The organism is Enterobacter ludwigii (assembly GCA_023023105.1).
In the GTDB taxonomy this organism is placed as follows: domain Bacteria; phylum Pseudomonadota; class Gammaproteobacteria; order Enterobacterales; family Enterobacteriaceae; genus Enterobacter; species Enterobacter adelaidei.
Genome location: CP083824.1, coordinates 1,818,062 through 1,833,937 on the forward strand (window position 1 = coordinate 1,818,062; position 15,876 = coordinate 1,833,937).

17 protein-coding genes and 1 pseudogene are annotated in these 15,876 nt (G+C 49.9%); 11 read left to right on the top strand and 7 right to left on the bottom strand.

Annotation, left to right across the window (positions count from 1 at the left end; all coding sequences use genetic code 11):
- The 7 genes from LCD46_08710 to LCD46_08740 all read left to right on the top strand — a co-directional run bounded on the left by LCD46_08710 (position 1) and on the right by LCD46_08740 (position 6,217).
- Entirely contained in the window at positions 1-1,269 is a 1,269-nt protein-coding gene (locus tag LCD46_08710; GenBank protein ID UOY72373.1) for a Y-family DNA polymerase, read from the top strand.
- 594 nt (positions 1,270-1,863) lie between these two features.
- Positions 1,864-2,436, top strand: a complete 573-nt coding sequence (locus LCD46_08715; GenBank protein ID UOY72374.1) for a cytochrome b/b6 domain-containing protein — start codon at positions 1,864-1,866, stop codon at positions 2,434-2,436.
- 311 nt (positions 2,437-2,747) lie between these two features.
- Positions 2,748-3,044 carry a DUF1471 domain-containing protein gene (locus tag LCD46_08720; protein UOY72375.1) on the top strand — a complete coding sequence of 99 codons (297 nt, stop codon included), beginning with the start codon at positions 2,748-2,750 and terminating at the stop codon, positions 3,042-3,044.
- A 10-nt stretch (positions 3,045-3,054) separates the two neighbouring features.
- Positions 3,055-3,309 (top strand): hypothetical protein, encoded by a 255-nt coding sequence (locus tag LCD46_08725; protein ID UOY72376.1) that lies wholly within the window; start codon positions 3,055-3,057, stop codon positions 3,307-3,309.
- A gap of 169 nt (positions 3,310-3,478) precedes the next feature.
- Complete coding sequence (locus LCD46_08730; GenBank protein UOY72377.1) at positions 3,479-4,147, top strand: response regulator transcription factor; 669 nt, start codon at positions 3,479-3,481, stop codon at positions 4,145-4,147.
- The gene (locus tag LCD46_08735) at positions 4,144-5,487 is read left to right on the top strand and encodes a sensor histidine kinase (GenBank protein UOY72378.1); all 1,344 of its coding nucleotides are present in this window, start codon (positions 4,144-4,146) and stop codon (positions 5,485-5,487) included. Before LCD46_08730 ends, LCD46_08735 begins: the two co-directional genes overlap by 4 nt.
- 373 nt (positions 5,488-5,860) lie before the next feature.
- Complete coding sequence (locus tag LCD46_08740) at positions 5,861-6,217, top strand: nuclear transport factor 2 family protein (protein UOY72379.1); 357 nt, start codon at positions 5,861-5,863, stop codon at positions 6,215-6,217.
- A gap of 59 nt (positions 6,218-6,276) precedes the next feature.
- Here LCD46_08740 and LCD46_08745 read toward each other — a convergent pair whose 3' ends face one another.
- From LCD46_08745 to rluE, 6 genes are all read right to left on the bottom strand, one after another.
- A complete protein-coding gene (locus tag LCD46_08745) occupies positions 6,277-6,948 on the bottom strand; it encodes an SOS response-associated peptidase (protein UOY72380.1) in 672 nt (223 codons plus the stop codon).
- 397 nt (positions 6,949-7,345) lie between these two features.
- On the bottom strand, positions 7,346-8,716 hold the full coding sequence (gene purB / locus LCD46_08750; GenBank protein UOY72381.1) for an adenylosuccinate lyase: 1,371 nt from the start codon (positions 8,714-8,716) through the stop codon (positions 7,346-7,348).
- 19 nt (positions 8,717-8,735) lie between these two features.
- Entirely contained in the window at positions 8,736-9,365 is a 630-nt protein-coding gene (gene hflD / locus LCD46_08755; GenBank protein ID UOY72382.1) for a high frequency lysogenization protein HflD, read from the bottom strand.
- Positions 9,366-9,392: 27 nt separating this feature from the next.
- Positions 9,393-10,505: a tRNA 2-thiouridine(34) synthase MnmA gene (gene mnmA / locus LCD46_08760; GenBank protein UOY72383.1), complete on the bottom strand. Its 1,113-nt coding sequence runs from the start codon at positions 10,503-10,505 to the stop codon at positions 9,393-9,395.
- Between the two features lie 40 nt (positions 10,506-10,545).
- On the bottom strand, positions 10,546-11,019 hold the full coding sequence (locus LCD46_08765; protein UOY72384.1) for an NUDIX hydrolase: 474 nt from the start codon (positions 11,017-11,019) through the stop codon (positions 10,546-10,548).
- Between the two features lie 9 nt (positions 11,020-11,028).
- Complete coding sequence (gene rluE / locus LCD46_08770; GenBank protein ID UOY72385.1) at positions 11,029-11,682, bottom strand: 23S rRNA pseudouridine(2457) synthase RluE; 654 nt, start codon at positions 11,680-11,682, stop codon at positions 11,029-11,031.
- Between the two features lie 117 nt (positions 11,683-11,799).
- Here rluE and icd point away from each other — a divergent pair, with 117 nt between their 5' ends.
- The 3 genes from icd (at position 11,800) to LCD46_08785 (ending at position 13,795) form a co-directional block, all read left to right on the top strand.
- On the top strand, positions 11,800-13,050 hold the full coding sequence (gene icd, locus LCD46_08775; GenBank protein UOY72386.1) for an NADP-dependent isocitrate dehydrogenase: 1,251 nt from the start codon (positions 11,800-11,802) through the stop codon (positions 13,048-13,050).
- A 77-nt stretch (positions 13,051-13,127) separates the two neighbouring features.
- Positions 13,128-13,475 (top strand): DUF1304 domain-containing protein, encoded by a 348-nt coding sequence (locus LCD46_08780; protein UOY72387.1) that lies wholly within the window; start codon positions 13,128-13,130, stop codon positions 13,473-13,475.
- A 74-nt stretch (positions 13,476-13,549) separates the two neighbouring features.
- Complete coding sequence (locus LCD46_08785; GenBank protein UOY72388.1) at positions 13,550-13,795, top strand: YmjA family protein; 246 nt, start codon at positions 13,550-13,552, stop codon at positions 13,793-13,795.
- Positions 13,796-14,088: 293 nt separating this feature from the next.
- Here the strand turns inward: LCD46_08785 and LCD46_08790 are convergent.
- Positions 14,089-15,114: pseudogene (locus LCD46_08790) on the bottom strand (EAL domain-containing protein).
- Positions 15,115-15,169: 55 nt separating this feature from the next.
- Between LCD46_08790 and LCD46_08795 the strand changes: the two are divergent.
- A protein-coding gene (locus LCD46_08795) for an IS1 family transposase (GenBank protein ID UOY72389.1) occupies positions 15,170-15,867 on the top strand; the annotation gives its coding sequence in 2 pieces (ribosomal slippage) (positions 15,170-15,419 and positions 15,419-15,867; 699 coding nt in all).
- Positions 15,868-15,876: the final 9 nt, after the last annotated feature.

Consider the following 15,876-nt stretch of genomic DNA (forward strand, 5'->3'; position numbering starts at 1 on the left):
ATGTTTGCGCTCTGTGATGTGAATTCGTTCTACGCATCATGCGAGACGGTGTTCAGACCTGATCTGAGGGGGCGGCCGGTGGTCGTGCTCTCGAATAACGATGGCTGTGTAATTGCACGCAGCGCCGAGGCCAAGGCCGCTGGAATTACCATGGGTGAGCCGTTCTTCAAGCAAAAAGAGTTGTTCCGGCGCGCTGGTGTTGTTTGCTTCAGCAGCAATTACGAGCTGTACGCAGACATGTCCAACAGGGTGATGACAACGCTGGAGGAAATGAGCCCTCGCGTCGAAATCTACAGTATCGATGAAGCTTTTTGTGACCTGACAGGTGTTCGCAACTGCCGGAATCTGACTGAGTTCGGCAAAGAGATCCGCGCGACGGTTCTGAAGCGTACGCACCTGACTGTCGGGGTTGGCATTGCCCAGACAAAGACACTGGCGAAGCTCGCCAATCACGCAGCCAAGAAATGGCAGCGCCAGACCGGCGGGGTGGTCGATTTGTCCAATATCGATCGCCAACGGCGGTTGTTGGCTATCGTGCCTGTAGAAGATGTATGGGGCGTAGGCAGGCGCATCAGTAAGAAGTTGAACGCCATGGGCATCAAAACAGCTCTGGACCTCTCAGAACAAAGCACCTGGATTATCCGTAAACACTTTAACGTGGTACTTGAGCGAACGGTCAGGGAGCTGCGCGGCGAACCATGCCTCGATCTGGAAGAGTTTGCACCAGCAAAGCAGGAAATTGTCTGCAGCAGGTCGTTCGGTGAACGCGTTACTGAGTACGAACAAATGAGGCAAGCCATTTGCTCTTATGCCGCCCGAGGCGCTGAAAAACTACGTGGTGAGCATCAGTATTGCCGCTTTATTTCTGCATTCGTGAAAACCTCTCCCTTTGCGCTTAATGAGCCATATTACGGCAACAGTGCGTCAATGAAACTTCTCACTCCTACACAGGATTCTCGCGACATCATTAACGCCGCGGTAAAGTGCCTGGATAAAATCTGGAAGGATGGCCACAGGTACCAGAAAGCCGGCATTATGCTGGGTGATTTCTTCAGTCAGGGGGTAGCCCAGCTCAACTTGTTCGATGAAAACGCGCCGCGGCCCGGTAGTGATAAACTGATGGAGGTTCTTGATCAACTCAATGCCAGAGACGGCAAAGGAACGCTCTACTTTGCCGGGCAGGGCATTCAGCAACAGTGGCAAATGAAGCGAGAAATGCTGTCGCCTCGATATACGACGAGATATTCAGATCTGCTAAGAGTCCGATAAGTATTCCTGATGTCTTGGTCCGCTTTGTGCCAGGAGCGGACGTTTTCAACATCTGTACGACCCAATTAGTTCAGTGTATAGTCATAAAGGTTGGCAAAATTTATCAGGCAAATTTACAGTCTGAGTAGTTTCACTTCTTCCGCACTTTTACATACCAAACAGTCAGTTTGATCATTATCATCCCTTTTTTTTCATGAATCTCTATCCATTTCCATTATGGTTGATCCATATATAAAGATCCCGAGAAACAGGACGTCAGTCGTATGTATTACTCTATGGTAAAACCGTATTTAACCTTAGCTCAGTTCTCTAAATTCGCGACGTTGCCATCACCACAAACTGTCAATTTTATCCTGTATGATCTGCGCTCTCAGGAAATGATTAACACCACTCTTATGGTGCGCCAGAATAAAAAACTCGCGGGGACGGTAACACTTTCCTCTGCTGCCATTCTATACTTTTCTGTAGTTCGCTGCATTCAGGAGCCTGCCTCAAGGGTGAGATGATCGTTCGTAGAAGAACTTACGTAAGGTTATCTTAATCCAGAAGTTATAGATTTCCCGTTTGATAAATTGTGATTAAAGGATATTCAGTATGCTAAAAAAACTATGGCTTCAACTTCCCCACCGTGAATTTCCCGGGTTCCGGCTACTGCACATTGTTATCGCGGTACTCATCCTTTTTCAGATCATTAACTCTAATGTGATCAGCAGGGATGCCATCGGGCAGACAGGTATCAGTAATCTCATGACCTGGCTTCATATCTTCTCTGGTGCCGGACTTATCGTTCTTGGCCTTGTAATGCTTGTCTGGATGCTGGTGAGAAGAGGTTTCCGTTATTATTTTAGCTGGATTTTTATGGATTTCAGCGGAATTAAGCAAGATATCCTTACCCTCCGCCAGTTTCGCCTCCCTGATGCTCACCCGGGCGGAATTGCCAGTACTATCCAGGGACTCGGTGTACTTGCATTACTCGCTGTCGCACTCAGCGGGGCATTGTGGTTTCTCCTTGATTATTTTGCAGTAACCACGTCCGTTAACCCAGAACAAATTATCAGCTTGCATAAATTTCTGACCGGATTTATTGAGGTCTATTTTTTTGCACACGGGGCCATGGGGCTCCTACATATGGCGTTAAGCTACTATGTAGCTGCGAGAGCTGAATAGCACTGTCTGAGTGCTTTTAACCTTGCAATCAATCTGAATCTTCTCCGCTCCTGATGTTATCATCCGGAGCGACTTCCCTTCTTTTATGTCTCAGGGCAATTCTTTTTTATTTCATCTGTGCCACGCAGTCCTGTGCAGGTATTGAAGAGGTGGTGTTATGCCCTGTCGTCAGACATTAATCACTATTGGTACCGTTTCCCCGATTTTTTTATAAAAATGTTGAAATGCTCAGTATGCCCTAAGTTTTCTCCTGTAATTTTTTTTCAGGCCACAAAGCCTGAACAATAATGGCACCCAGCAGGAGGTTTATCATGAAACGTACAACATTGATGCCTGTAATCGCACTGTTAATGGCTACAGCAACGGGCAGCGTATATGCCAGCGTGACAAATTCTGCCATGTCACCGCTTCACCCTCAGGAACTCACCCGCAGCCAGGCCGCAGGTCTGGATAAAATCGGAAATATCGCTGTAACTCAGGATGGATTTACCATGGACAATCAGGATCTTAAAGATGCAGTGGCAAAACATGGCGGTAAATATTACGTGATTATCGGTGAACAGGGTCATCAGGAGCATAAAACCATCGAAGCCGATATGTATAAATAAGGTGACTGACATGAAAAAGACACAGAAATTATTGCCGGCAGCAATGATGCTCTTTTGCTCCGGGCTGACAATGGCAGTTCTGACATCAGAGGCGTATGCCGGTAACGCTGACTGTAATCCCGGTCAGCATAAGTGTGAAGCCCCGTTTACTGTCGGGAAGGACAAGATTTCGCAAAAAAATGGTGCGGAAAAAAATTACTGTAATCCTTTATACCATAGCTGTGAAGCTCCATTCACAATTGGTCATGATCATATTAATCCGTAAACCATATGCAGGGTTGTAAAATTACAACCCTGCTGCTTTTATATGATAAAACGTTAAGGTTCATCGGTTACTGTCTGGCAGGATAAACGAAACGTACTGGTTTATCGCCGTTGCCGGTTCAGACTATCTGCCGGATGTTGAGGCATTTGTTAGTGCGGGATCCCTTAAAATGCGAATATTGCTCGTTGAAGATGATGCCATGATTGGGGAGATTGTTGCGGAGTCTCTGAGAGAAGCTTCATTTGCAGTGGACTGGGTCAAAAATGGCAATGATGCCCTCTCAACCTTTGTTACTCAACATTATGATCTTGTTCTGCTTGATCTTGGCCTGCCAGGCAAGGATGGCTTCAGTGTTATGGCCGGAATGCGTAAACACAGCGCAACGGTTTCGGTTCTGATAATAACCGCACGTGATGCACTGGAGGATCGTCTCAGGGGACTGAATGGCGGGGCCGATGATTATATTATTAAACCCTTTGATTTGAGCGAGCTGGTGGCTCGAATTCATGCTGTTTTGCGCAGAAATGGCGGCAGTGGCTCTCCTGTTCTGACCAACGGCGAGCTGATGCTGGATCCTGACAGCCATGAAGTGCAGGTCACCACTTCCGGCTTGTCCTTTCTGTTATCAAACCGCGAGTTTGCAGTGCTGGAGGCGCTTCTCATCAGACCGGGGGGGATCTTATCCCGCTCTGACCTTGAAGATCGTATCTATGGCTGGGGTGAAGAGGTGGAGAGTAATGCGATAGAATTTTTAATCCACTCACTGAGAAAAAAAATTGGCCGAGACGCTATCAGGAACGTGAGAGGTGTGGGCTGGCTGGTCCCTAAAAGCAAATGATGAAATCAGTTAAATATCGGCTTTCGCTGTCACTTTTTATCGCCATTCTGTTCACCGGGACGATTTCAGGTGCACTCACGTTTTTTCTGGCGCTCGATGAATCCCATGAATTACAGGACAATACGCTGAAACAGATTGCCGTGGTGCTGAAATACTCGTCAGGGAATGAGCGGATTCCTGAACAGATCGGCCGGAGCATGGAAGGGGATAACGAGGAAAAAATTTTGGTTGAATATCTTCCGCATAATGCCGCTCATGTACCCGCCTCAACGATGCATTTTGAATTATCCTCCACAGTGAGCGACGGATTCCTGGATGTGGAGTCAGGGAATAAACGCTACCGTATACTGATCACCCAGTATTCTCCCGAAGCAAAAGTCGTGGTCGGACAGCAATCCGATGTCCGGGACGATATTGCAATTGGCAGCGCTTTGCGTTCTTTGATCCCATTCCTCATTCTGTTTCCGGTGTTTATGTTAGTGGCCTGGTTCGTCGTCAGAAAAGCCTTTATACCGCTTCAACGTGTAGCCGAAGCTGTTTGCTCCCGTAATGACAACGACCTTACACCCGTCAGAGACAAAAACATTCCCGATGAAATACAACCATTTATTATTAGTATAAACGATCTGCTGAGCAGAGTTGATGCGGCCATTCAGACGCAAAAACGTTTTATAGCCGATGCGGCACATGAGTTACGAACGCCTTTAACTGCACTTTCGCTTCAGGCAGAACGACTTTCTGCGTCAGAGATGTCTGAGGAGGCACGTCAGCGGCTCACGGTCCTTCAGACAGGTATCTCGCGTGAAAAAAGACTGCTTGAACAACTGCTTTCGCTGGCCCGCGAACAACAAAATGAGAACAAAGCTCATCACGACTCCGTTGATGTTGTTTCACTGTTTCGCAGCGTAATTGAGACAATCCTGCCTCTTGCGACGGAAAAATATATCGACATTGGTATTCTGCAGTCCTCAGAAACTGAAGCCCTTCCGGTTATTGTTACTGACAAAAATGCCCTTTATACCGCCATTAAAAACGTTACGGAGAACGCGGTACGGTTTACCCCTCCACGGGGACGTATTGATTTGTCAGCAGGACGGGAATGCGATTTTTTAGTTATTGAGGTCGAAGACAGCGGGCCCGGGATTTCAGAATCAGAAAGAGATAAGGTTTTCGGAGCATTTTATCGCGCAGAGGGAACTTCACAGCCGGGTTCAGGGCTGGGGTTATCGATTGTAAAAACCTGCGTTCAACGGCTGGGGGGAAGCATAGCACTCAAAACTTCCGCGCGTTTTGATACTGGTTTGCTTGTTCGCATTTGTATACCGTATAACCTGTGTTAGCCGGAGATTCTTCATCCTTCCGGTTGCAATGTTACTTCCGGAAATGTTTCTTTCATCCGGGCCATACGCATAAAAAATGATAGTCATATGATTTTATGAAAACTACTTCACTTGCGACGTTAACCAGCTGTGGGTTCTGGCTTTTTTGCGCCTGCGGGCTTTTCCGTAAGGTACAACGTGACCAGCTCCCACTTTATTGACAAACAGTTAATGAAGCTTGCATCTGGATGTAAATTACCATGAATTTCCGCTTCTCGCTCATAGCAGAACCTCAGCGCCGCAGTTCGCACTGGATCTGTGCCGGTAACGGACGTTGCATTCCTGCGAATATTGCCTTAAGAGTTAATGTTCGATTGTGATGAGGGCAAAAGCTATGCTACTGGATACGTTAAAAAGACTCGAATGTTCTCTTCATGGCAGCAGGCGGAAAAATCGGGAATGGCTTGAACAGATACTCCATGAGAGATTTAGCGAAATAACGCGTTCAGGCGTATTAGTTGATCGTGCACAGACTATTGAAGCCCTTCTGAGTGAAGATAGCGTCCCAGCTATTATTAGTGGTGATTTCCGGCTTATCAGCGCTGGAGATAATTTCGCAATATTGCACTACAGAACTATCAATCCAGATGGTAGTCGTGCATCCCTTCGTTCTTCATGCTGGGAAACATCTGAGAACGGGCAATGGAAATTGGTATTCCATCAGGGAACACCTGAGGCACAGAGCGGGTAGGTGTCAAATATAACGTCTGCTCCTCGCTCATTTCAGACGCGTCTGGTCTCTTTTACTTTTCATTGTACCGCCTCGATTAGCTCCGGCCCCTGGTTCTTCACATTACCCACGGCGCGCGTCACGGCGTGCCAGATAAATTTGTCAGCTGGCACAGCACCGTCTGCTGCTATCTCCTCAGCTTCTTTCCCGCCTATATCTTGGCGCATCCACTCCCGGGCGGCTTCTGGAGACAAAACAAGTGGCCGACGGTCGTGAATATCTACCAGACCTTTATCTGCTGCCGATGTCACAATGAGAAAACCTTCCGCATCATCGCCGCGTTCAAACGGTGTGCTGCCGATCGCCGCCATAAAAATCGGCTGGCCGTCTGCTCGGTGAATAAAATATGGCTGCTTCTTTTCGCCTTCCTTCTTCCACTCGAACCATCCATCAGCAAAGCAGATTGCTCGGCCATACTGCCAGAGAGGCTTGAACATCCTGCTGGTGGCCGCCGTCTCGACCCGCGCGTTTATCAATGGTGCTTTATCCCACCACCCTGGCGCGTAAGACCACAGAACCGGATCAAGATGCAGCTGCTCGTCGCGTTCGCTCAGCAGCAGAACTTTGGTACCAGGCGCCACGTTGTACCGGCCAATAGGTTCCGGATCATACGCAATGTCACGATCGGCTTCATCGGCCAGGTAAGCCAGATATTCTTCACGAGTTTGGGCTTGTGCAAAACGTCCACACATAGAAACCTCCAGTCAGTCAGACTGAAAGTATAAGGCAGCTAGAAAAAGTAGCGCGCTGGTTAAGTCTTACAAACGGATTCGGGGCGATTATGCTGATGAGCATGGAGTGCGTAAAGCGGTGTGTTACGAAATTGGAAGGAGCTACGCAAAAGAGGGGGATTTTGGGGGCAAAATCGTGCCAGGGGCATGATTTGGGGCGATAAAATGACCATTATTGTCCGATAATGTCCGCACTGTAATAGCTATAAGCTACTGATTAATATATAAGTTGTTGTTTTAATGTTGGTTGTGTTTTTCGCTAAGTAGTCTAACGCTGATTATGTTGTTGTGGGGATAAACATTTAGTAAACCGGGGGAAAGCAACCCTCTTTCCGGGCGGAAAGAGGGTAGAGGGCCTTTACTTCAGTTCATCAACCATGGTGATGGCGCGACCAATGTAATTCGCCGGGGTCATCGCTTTCAGGCGGGTTTTCTCTTCTTCTGGCAATGCCAGACTGTCGATAAACTGTTTCATGCCTTCAGCGTCAACGCGTTTACCGCGAGTCAACTCTTTCAGTTTCTCGTACGGTTTTTCGATACCGTAACGACGCATCACGGTCTGGATTGGCTCAGCCAGAACTTCCCAGTTGTGATCCAGTTCGTCCAGCAGACGGTCACGGTTCACTTCCAGTTTGCTCACACCTTTCAGGGTGGACTGGTAAGCAATCAGCGCGTAGCCAATGCCCACACCCAGGTTACGCAGAACGGTGGAGTCTGTCAGGTCACGCTGCCAGCGGGAAACAGGCAGTTTGCTTGCCATATGCTGCAGCACGGCGTTCGCCAGACCCAGGTTGCCTTCAGAGTTTTCGAAGTCGATTGGGTTCACTTTGTGCGGCATGGTAGAAGAACCAATTTCACCGGCGATGGTTTTCTGCTTGAAGTGGTTCAGCGCGATGTAGCCCCACACGTCACGATCGAAGTCGATCAGGATGGTGTTGAAGCGCGCGATGCAGTCAAACAGTTCGGCGATGTAGTCATGCGGCTCAATCTGGGTAGTGTACGGGTTCCACTGAATACCCAGAGAGGTGACGAACTCTTCGCTGAACTGGTGCCAGTCCACTTCCGGGTAAGCGGCGATGTGGGCGTTATAGTTACCGACCGCACCGTTGATTTTACCCAGAATTTCAACCTGTTCCAGCTGACGATACTGGCGCTCCATACGGTACGCGACGTTCGCCATCTCTTTACCCATCGTGGATGGGGTAGCTGGCTGGCCGTGGGTACGGGAGAGCAGCGGAATGTCGCGGTATTCCACGGACAGCGCTTTTACCGCGTCGATGATTTTACGCCAGTAAGGCAGTACCACATCTTTGCGTGCGGTAGAGAGCATCAGCGCGTGAGACAGGTTGTTGATATCTTCTGATGTGCAGGCGAAATGAATGAATTCAGATACGGCATGCAGAGCAGGCACAGCAGCCACTTTCTCTTTCAGGAAGTACTCAACCGCTTTCACGTCATGGTTGGTGGTGCGCTCGATGGTTTTGATACGCGCGGCATCTTCTTCGTTGAAGTCAGCAACGATTTTATCAAGGTAATCGTTTGCCTGGGCGTCAAAAGCAGGAACTTCCTTGATTGCTGCCTGGGCGGCTAGCTTTTGCAGCCAGCGTACTTCAACCTGAACACGGAACTTCAGCAAACCATATTCGCTGAAGATCCCGCGCAGCGCGCTGACTTTATCGCCATAGCGTCCATCGACAGGGGATACGGCGGTCAGTGAGGATAATTCCATAATTCGCAACTCCGGGAGGTTAACAATGAGCAAGAATTTGTTTTGCCTGAGTAGTCAGGCGATTACGAGAAAACATTAACTGCAGGCGGCCGCCGCCAACCTGATGCCACAGCACAGCGGCGCGGATCCCGGCCAGCAGGGAGGCACGCACTTTTGCCTGGACCTGAGGGCTTTGCAGAACAGCAGGGGAACCGGTGACCTGAATACGCGGGCCAAGTGGGCTAATGACGTCAACATAAATGGCAGCCATGGCACTCAGCAGCGTTTCGGACTGCAGATCAAAATGGTCGAGCTGACGTTGCAACCCGGCAATGCGGTCACCAAGCGTATTGAGCGCACCTTTCGCTGCGCTCAGCTTACGCTCAAGCACCATCAGGCTTAACGTGTAGCGGGTCAACTCTGCGTTTAATCCCTGACGGCTACTGGCGTTCAGCACGCCAAGCAGGGTTTCAAGACCGAGACGAAGATTAGTTTCACTCCCACCGAAGACACCCAGGGTTGAGCCGGGGTTGAGGTCGATAACGCTGTTGAGTGAAACGTGCAGCGCATCAGCGTCGCAATGACCCTGATGCGCCAGCTGTTGCACCAGACGGGCAGACTGGCAAATTCCCGCCAGTGCCAGGGTGATGTCATAGTAGTTCTTCGCCACACGGTCTCCTTTATGTGTGCAATCGTGTTAAACAGCGGTCAGCGGCAGGCGCTGTTCAATGATCCCGCCACCCAGGCAGATTTCGCCGCTATAGAAAACAGCAGACTGACCCGGGGTGACAGCAGCAACAGGCTCGTCGAATCGCACGTCAATGCGATCGTCATCGAGCGCAGTAACAGTGCAAGGAATATCGGTCTGACGGTAGCGCGTTTTCACCGTGCAGCGCAGCGTGCCTTTCAGCGGTTCGCGATCGACCCAGTGCAGCTGTTGCGCGATCAGGCCAACGGACATCAGACGCGGGTGGTCGTGACCCTGAGCGACAACCAGAATATTGTTTTCGACATCTTTGTCGACCACGTACCACGGATCTTCGCTACCTTCTTTCGTCCCGCCGATACCCAGGCCTTTACGTTGGCCTAAGGTGTGGTACATCAGCCCCTGATGCTGGCCAATCTCTTCCCCGTCGACGGTAACAATTTTACCTGGCTGCGCAGGCAGGTAACGCCCCAGGAAATCGCGGAATTTGCGCTCGCCGATGAAGCAGATACCGGTAGAGTCTTTTTTCTTCGCGGTGATCAGGTCCAGCTCTTCGGCGATTTTACGCACCTGCGGCTTTTCCAGCTCGCCGACCGGGAACAGGCTCTGGGCGATTTGCTCGTGGCTCAGCGTATAGAGGAAGTAACTTTGATCTTTGTTACCGTCCAGGCCGCGCAGCAGCTGGCTTTTGCCATTCACATCGGCACGACGCACGTAGTGACCGGTCGCAATGAAGTCTGCGCCCAGATCTTCCGCCGCGAATTCCAGGAAGGCTTTAAATTTGATCTCTTTGTTGCACAGAATATCCGGGTTTGGCGTACGGCCTGCTTTGTACTCTTCCAGGAACAGTTCAAAAACGTTGTCCCAGTATTCTGCGGCAAAGTTAACGGTGTGCAGTTCAATGCCGAGCTTGTCGCATACGGCCTGCGCATCGGCGAGATCCGCAGCGGCAGTGCAGTATTCCTCGCCATCATCTTCCTCCCAGTTCTTCATGAACAGGCCCTCCACCTTATAGCCCTGTTGTTGTAACAGGTAGGCGGAAACGGAGGAATCGACACCGCCGGACATGCCGACGATTACTTTTTTCTGGCTGTTATCTGACATGGAATACTCACGACATTGAACTTCAAGGCGGCGTATTCTATCACGCCCCCCCACCATTGACACCCTCTGTAAACGGCCAGTTAAATTCTCCGATAACATCCAGCGGTAAGCGGCCAGAAGACTGCCAGCAGCGAATGCTTTCCGCAACCAGCGGCGAGCGCAGGTTTGGCGCGTTCAGGATCTCGTCAGCAGTGACCCACAGGCAGCGGTCGATATCATCATCCTGCGGCTCTGTGGCGCACATTTCGTTAAGCTCAACGGCGAATAAAAAGCGCAGGAAAGGCGTGTGGTCAGGCGCTATCCACTGGTGCAGGCGGATGAAGTGCTGAGGTTCGGCATGGACCCCCGTCTCTTCCCACAGCTCGCGTTTTGCGGCCTGCAGCAGCGTTTCGTTTTCTTCGAGGTGTCCTGCGGGTTGGTTCCATAAGGCTTTGCCGCCAATCGTCTCTTCGACGACCAGGAATTTACCTTGCGCGTGAACGACACAGGCGACAGTGACATGAGGTTTGAACATAGTGACTCCTTAGGAGGTAGCGTCCCGCCATTCACCGTTAGCCAGGCTCTCCAGCGTGTAGTTGCCCATGGCGTAGCGAATCAGGCGCAGGGTAGGGAAGCCAACGTGTGCGGTCATGCGCCGAACCTGACGGTTTCGGCCTTCATAAAGGGTAATTTTGAGCCAGCTTGTCGGAATGGATTTGCGTTCGCGGATGGGCGGGTTACGCGGCCACAGCCACTCCGGTTCATTCACGCGTTCAATACCTGCCGGCAAAGTTGGACCGTCATTCAGCGTGACGCCGCTGCGTAATGTTGCCAGCGTCTCTTCATCCGGTTCACCTTCTACCTGTACGAAGTAAATTTTACCCGTGCGCTTCCCCGGCTGCGTAAGCTTCGCCTGTAGGGCTCCGTCGTTAGTTAAGACCAGTAGGCCTTCGCTGTCACGGTCCAGACGCCCGGCAGCATAAACGCCCTGGACTGGAATGTAATCCTTAAGCGTGCTGCGCCCGGCTTCATCAGTGAATTGCGGCAAAACATCGTAGGGTTTATTGAACAAAATAACCCGCTTCGGCTGGCTTTCTTGCGGTCTTCTGGCGGCTTGTCGCGAGCTGAATCGCTCAACCCGGTGTTTTGTAAAAGAAGTTTTCTTCATGGTATTTTCAGGCTCTATCAATTGCCGCATTATAGCCTAATAACGAAGACCTTTCATGGCGTCGGACAATCAGGTACTATCGAAGGGCTCATTACAATTTATTAACATAAGATCAGTAACAACCAGAAGCGCTCGAAGGAGAGGTTAATGGAAAGCAAAGTAGTTGTTCCGGCGGAAGGTAAAAAGATCACCCTGCAAAACGGCAAGATTAACGTTCCTCACAATCCGATTATCCCGTTCATCGAAGGTGACGGTATCGGTGTAGACGTTACCCCGGCAATGCTGAAAGTGGTTGATGCCGCTGTTGAGAAAGCCTACAAAGGCGAGCGTAAAATTTCCTGGATGGAAATTTACACCGGTGAAAAATCTACTCAAGTTTATGGCCAGGACGTCTGGCTGCCAGCGGAGACGCTGGACCTGATCCGCGACTACCGCGTTGCTATTAAAGGCCCACTGACTACACCTGTCGGTGGCGGTATCCGTTCTCTGAACGTTGCACTGCGTCAGGAGCTGGACCTGTACGTGTGTCTGCGTCCGGTTCGTTACTACCAGGGCACCCCAAGCCCGGTTAAGCACCCTGAACTGACCGACATGGTTATCTTCCGCGAAAACGCAGAAGACATCTACGCAGGTATCGAATGGAAAGCTGACTCTGCAGACGCAGAAAAAGTGATTAAATTCCTGCGCGATGAGATGGGCGTGAAGAAAATTCGCTTCCCTGAACATTGCGGTATCGGCATCAAGCCGTGCTCCGAAGAAGGCACCAAGCGTCTGGTACGTGCGGCCATCGAGTACGCCATCACCAACGACCGTGACTCTGTGACCCTGGTTCACAAAGGCAACATCATGAAGTTCACCGAAGGCGCGTTCAAAGACTGGGGTTACCAGTTGGCGAAAGAAGAGTTCGGTGGTGAGCTGATTGACGGCGGCCCGTGGCAGAAAATCAAGAACCCGAACACTGGCAAAGAGATCATCATTAAAGATGTGATCGCCGATGCGTTCCTGCAGCAAATCCTGCTGCGTCCTGCTGAATACGACGTGATCGCCTGTATGAACCTGAACGGTGACTACATTTCTGATGCCCTGGCGGCACAGGTTGGCGGTATCGGTATTGCCCCGGGCGCGAACATCGGTGACGAGTGCGCCCTGTTCGAAGCGACCCACGGTACTGCACCAAAATATGCAGGCCAGGACAAAGTGAACCCAGGCTCTATCATCCTGTCCGCAGAAATGATGCTGCGCCATATGGAATGGTTCGAAGCCGCAGACCTGATCGTTAAAGGCATGGAAGGCGCTATCGCTGCCAAGACCGTGACCTATGATTTCGAACGTCTGATGGACGGCGCTAAGCTGCTGAAATGTTCAGAGTTTGGTGACGCGATTATCGCGAACATGTAATCCAGATTCTGGGTTAAACAAGAGCGGGGGCCTGAGGGTTCCCGTTTTTTTTACCTCTGCCTGCAGGAGACAACACGATGTTAGCCACTGTCCTTATCGCTGTCGTTGCATTCATCCATCTCTACATTCTTGTGCTGGAAATGTTTCTGTGGAACACCGAAACAGGGCACAAGGCTTTTAATCTGCGTCCCGATTTTGCGCGCGACACCCGCGTGCTGGCCGCAAATCAGGGGCTGTATAACGGTTTTCTGGCGGCTGGTCTGCTCTGGAGCCTCTGGCTCGGTGAAAAGGGCGTTCATGTGGCCATCTTCTTCCTGACCTGCGTGTTGATCGCCGGGCTCTTTGGCGCAGCCACCGCCAGCCGAAAAATTTTGTATGTACAGGCCGTGCCCGCTCTCGCTGCGCTGCTTGCGTTACTCATCTGAAGCAATGCTTTGGTTGAGGTAAGGCGTCCGATATACTGATGGCTTTACCCTTACAGGTTAGCAACGAGATAGTTATGAATAACGATATCCCACTGAAATATTATGATATTGCCGATGAGTACGCGACGGAAGCCGCAGAGCAGGTCGCTGAATCAGAGCTCGATGCGCTGGCACATTATTTCCAGCTGCTGCTCACCCGTTTATCAAATAACGAGGAGATCAGCGAGGAAGCCCAGCAGGAGATGGCCACTGAGGCCGGGATCCGTGCTTCCCGCATTGATGATATTGCGAATTTCCTCAATCAGTGGGGGAATGAATAGTCTTCCTCAAAAGCCATTATGCTGATGCTTTGCTATGCAGCTCAGCATCACGCTATCAGACCACATGCATTTTTTACGCAGAATATGTGAAGCGGGGGCGTCGATAAACAACGCGAAAATAACGGTCAGACAGAAAAGTACCACTGGTAATAGTAAGGATAATTTCACGTTTTTAACCAAAATAAGAGTGTGCTTCAGGGTAATCTACCGTCTGATTGTTACAACTATATGTTTTTGGGCGAGGAATGAAAATGCCTGATCCGAAAAAACATGGGCACGCCAGACATCAGTGGCTACCGCGCGACTCCGACAAGTTTCTGCGCCAGCTCACTGCGGGTCAGTGATTTTGAGAAATACCATCCCTGAACCAGGGCATCGGGATATCTGTCGGCAATAAAACGATATTGTATTTCATTCTCTACCCCTTCAAAAACAAGGGATTTGTTCAGTCGGGCAAGGGCATCACTAAAAATAACAAAGATGTTCTGCTTATAATGTTCACTGATGCCATCGACCAGCGATTTGTCGATTTTGATTTCATCATATTCCAGAAGTGACAGTCTGGCCAGATTTGAATTTTGCACACCAAAATCATCTATTGATACCTTTATGCCAAGAGATTTTAATTCCCGACAGAATTCTTCAAGAATATCTACAGTGGAAACGGCCTTTTCAGAGAGTTCGATTTTTATCAAGGAGAGTGGAATGCGATGAATTAAACACGCGCGACGTAAGATAGCAATGAATTGCCCGTCTTCGATTTCCGTTCGGCCAACGTTGAGTGAGACGACCAGTTGATGTTTTGTTGCAAGTGGTGCAATTTCTAAAAGGGATTTTTCGATAATATTAATGTAATATTTTCTATACAGGCCAATCTTCTTGATTAATGGAATAAAAAGCTCCGGGGAGACATCACCGTGTTTTTGATCGTGCCATCTCGACAGAACCTCAATGCCCACTATTTTTTTATCCTGAATTCGAATGATTGGCTGATATTTAACACTGATGGTATTGGTGATGACAGCCTTGACCAGCGTTCGTTCGAGAGAAAAACGGTCTTCATAAATGCGGAAGAAAAAGAACGTTATCGCTACCCAGATAAAATACAAAATGACCACAAGAAACGTAAACACAACGGGAGATAGCGAAGCAAGCCCTGCGTTGTGATGTTTCACAATGACGCATAAATCCCAGAAAGCGCTGCACTGCGTGAGGGTGATGGTAAACAATGTCGAATGCAGCAAGTCCTGTTGCTTAAACGCAGGGGTGGTCGAAAAGAATGTTCTGCCAAAGTCTTTGGTGGTTGCACTCAGAGAGTAGGTAATGGTGCCAACTTACTGATTTAGTGTATGATGGTGTTTTTGAGGTGCTCCAGTGGCTTCTGTTTCTATCAGCTGTCCCTCCTGTTCAGCTACTGAAGGCGTGGTGCGTAACGGTAAAAGTACTGCCGGACATCAGCGCTATCTCTGCTCTCACTGCCGTAAAACATGGCAGCTACAGTTCACTTACACCGCTTCTCAACCCGGTACGCATCAGAAAATCATTGATATGGCCATGAATGGCGTCGGATGTCGCGCCAGTGCACGCATTATGGGCGTTGGCCTCAACACGATTTTACGACACTTAAAAAACTCAGGCCGCAGTCGGTAAACTCACGCATACAACCGGGCAGTGACGTCATTGTTTGCGCGGAAATGGACGAACAGTGGGGTTACGTCGGCGCTAAATCACGCCAGCGCTGGTTGTTTTACGCGTATGACAGGATACGGAGGACGGTTGTGGCGCACGTATTCGGTGAACGCACGTTGGCCACGCTGGAGCGTCTTCTGGGCCTGCTGTCGGCCTTTGAGGTCGTGGTATGGATGACGGATGGCTGGCCGCTGTATGAATCACGCCTGAAGGGAGAACTGCACGTTATCAGCAAGCGATATACGCAGCGCATTGAGCGGCATAACCTGAATCTGAGGCAGCATCTGGCAAGGCTGGGCAGGAAGTCACTGTCGTTCTCAAAATCGGTGGAGCTGCATGACAAAGTCATCGGGCATTATCTGAACATAAAACACTATCAGTAAGTTGGAGTC

What these genes read in the sequence shown, in the direction of transcription:
- LCD46_08710 (UOY72373.1), top strand. Translation starts at nt 1, where the DNA reads ATGTTTGCGCTCTGTGATGTGAATTCGTTCTACGCATCATGCGAGACG.
- LCD46_08715 (UOY72374.1), top strand. Translation starts at nt 1,864, where the DNA reads ATGCTAAAAAAACTATGGCTTCAACTTCCCCACCGTGAATTTCCCGGG.
- LCD46_08720 (UOY72375.1), top strand. Translation starts at nt 2,748, where the DNA reads ATGAAACGTACAACATTGATGCCTGTAATCGCACTGTTAATGGCTACA.
- LCD46_08725 (UOY72376.1), top strand. Translation starts at nt 3,055, where the DNA reads ATGAAAAAGACACAGAAATTATTGCCGGCAGCAATGATGCTCTTTTGC.
- LCD46_08730 (UOY72377.1), top strand. Translation starts at nt 3,479, where the DNA reads ATGCGAATATTGCTCGTTGAAGATGATGCCATGATTGGGGAGATTGTT.
- LCD46_08735 (UOY72378.1), top strand. Translation starts at nt 4,144, where the DNA reads ATGATGAAATCAGTTAAATATCGGCTTTCGCTGTCACTTTTTATCGCC.
- LCD46_08740 (UOY72379.1), top strand. Translation starts at nt 5,861, where the DNA reads ATGCTACTGGATACGTTAAAAAGACTCGAATGTTCTCTTCATGGCAGC.
- LCD46_08745 (UOY72380.1), bottom strand. Translation starts at nt 6,948, where the DNA reads ATGTGTGGACGTTTTGCACAAGCCCAAACTCGTGAAGAATATCTGGCT.
- purB (UOY72381.1), bottom strand. Translation starts at nt 8,716, where the DNA reads ATGGAATTATCCTCACTGACCGCCGTATCCCCTGTCGATGGACGCTAT.
- mnmA (UOY72383.1), bottom strand. Translation starts at nt 10,505, where the DNA reads ATGTCAGATAACAGCCAGAAAAAAGTAATCGTCGGCATGTCCGGCGGT.
- LCD46_08765 (UOY72384.1), bottom strand. Translation starts at nt 11,019, where the DNA reads ATGTTCAAACCTCATGTCACTGTCGCCTGTGTCGTTCACGCGCAAGGT.
- rluE (UOY72385.1), bottom strand. Translation starts at nt 11,682, where the DNA reads ATGCGGCAATTGATAGAGCCTGAAAATACCATGAAGAAAACTTCTTTT.
- icd (UOY72386.1), top strand. Translation starts at nt 11,800, where the DNA reads ATGGAAAGCAAAGTAGTTGTTCCGGCGGAAGGTAAAAAGATCACCCTG.
- LCD46_08780 (UOY72387.1), top strand. Translation starts at nt 13,128, where the DNA reads ATGTTAGCCACTGTCCTTATCGCTGTCGTTGCATTCATCCATCTCTAC.
- LCD46_08785 (UOY72388.1), top strand. Translation starts at nt 13,550, where the DNA reads ATGAATAACGATATCCCACTGAAATATTATGATATTGCCGATGAGTAC.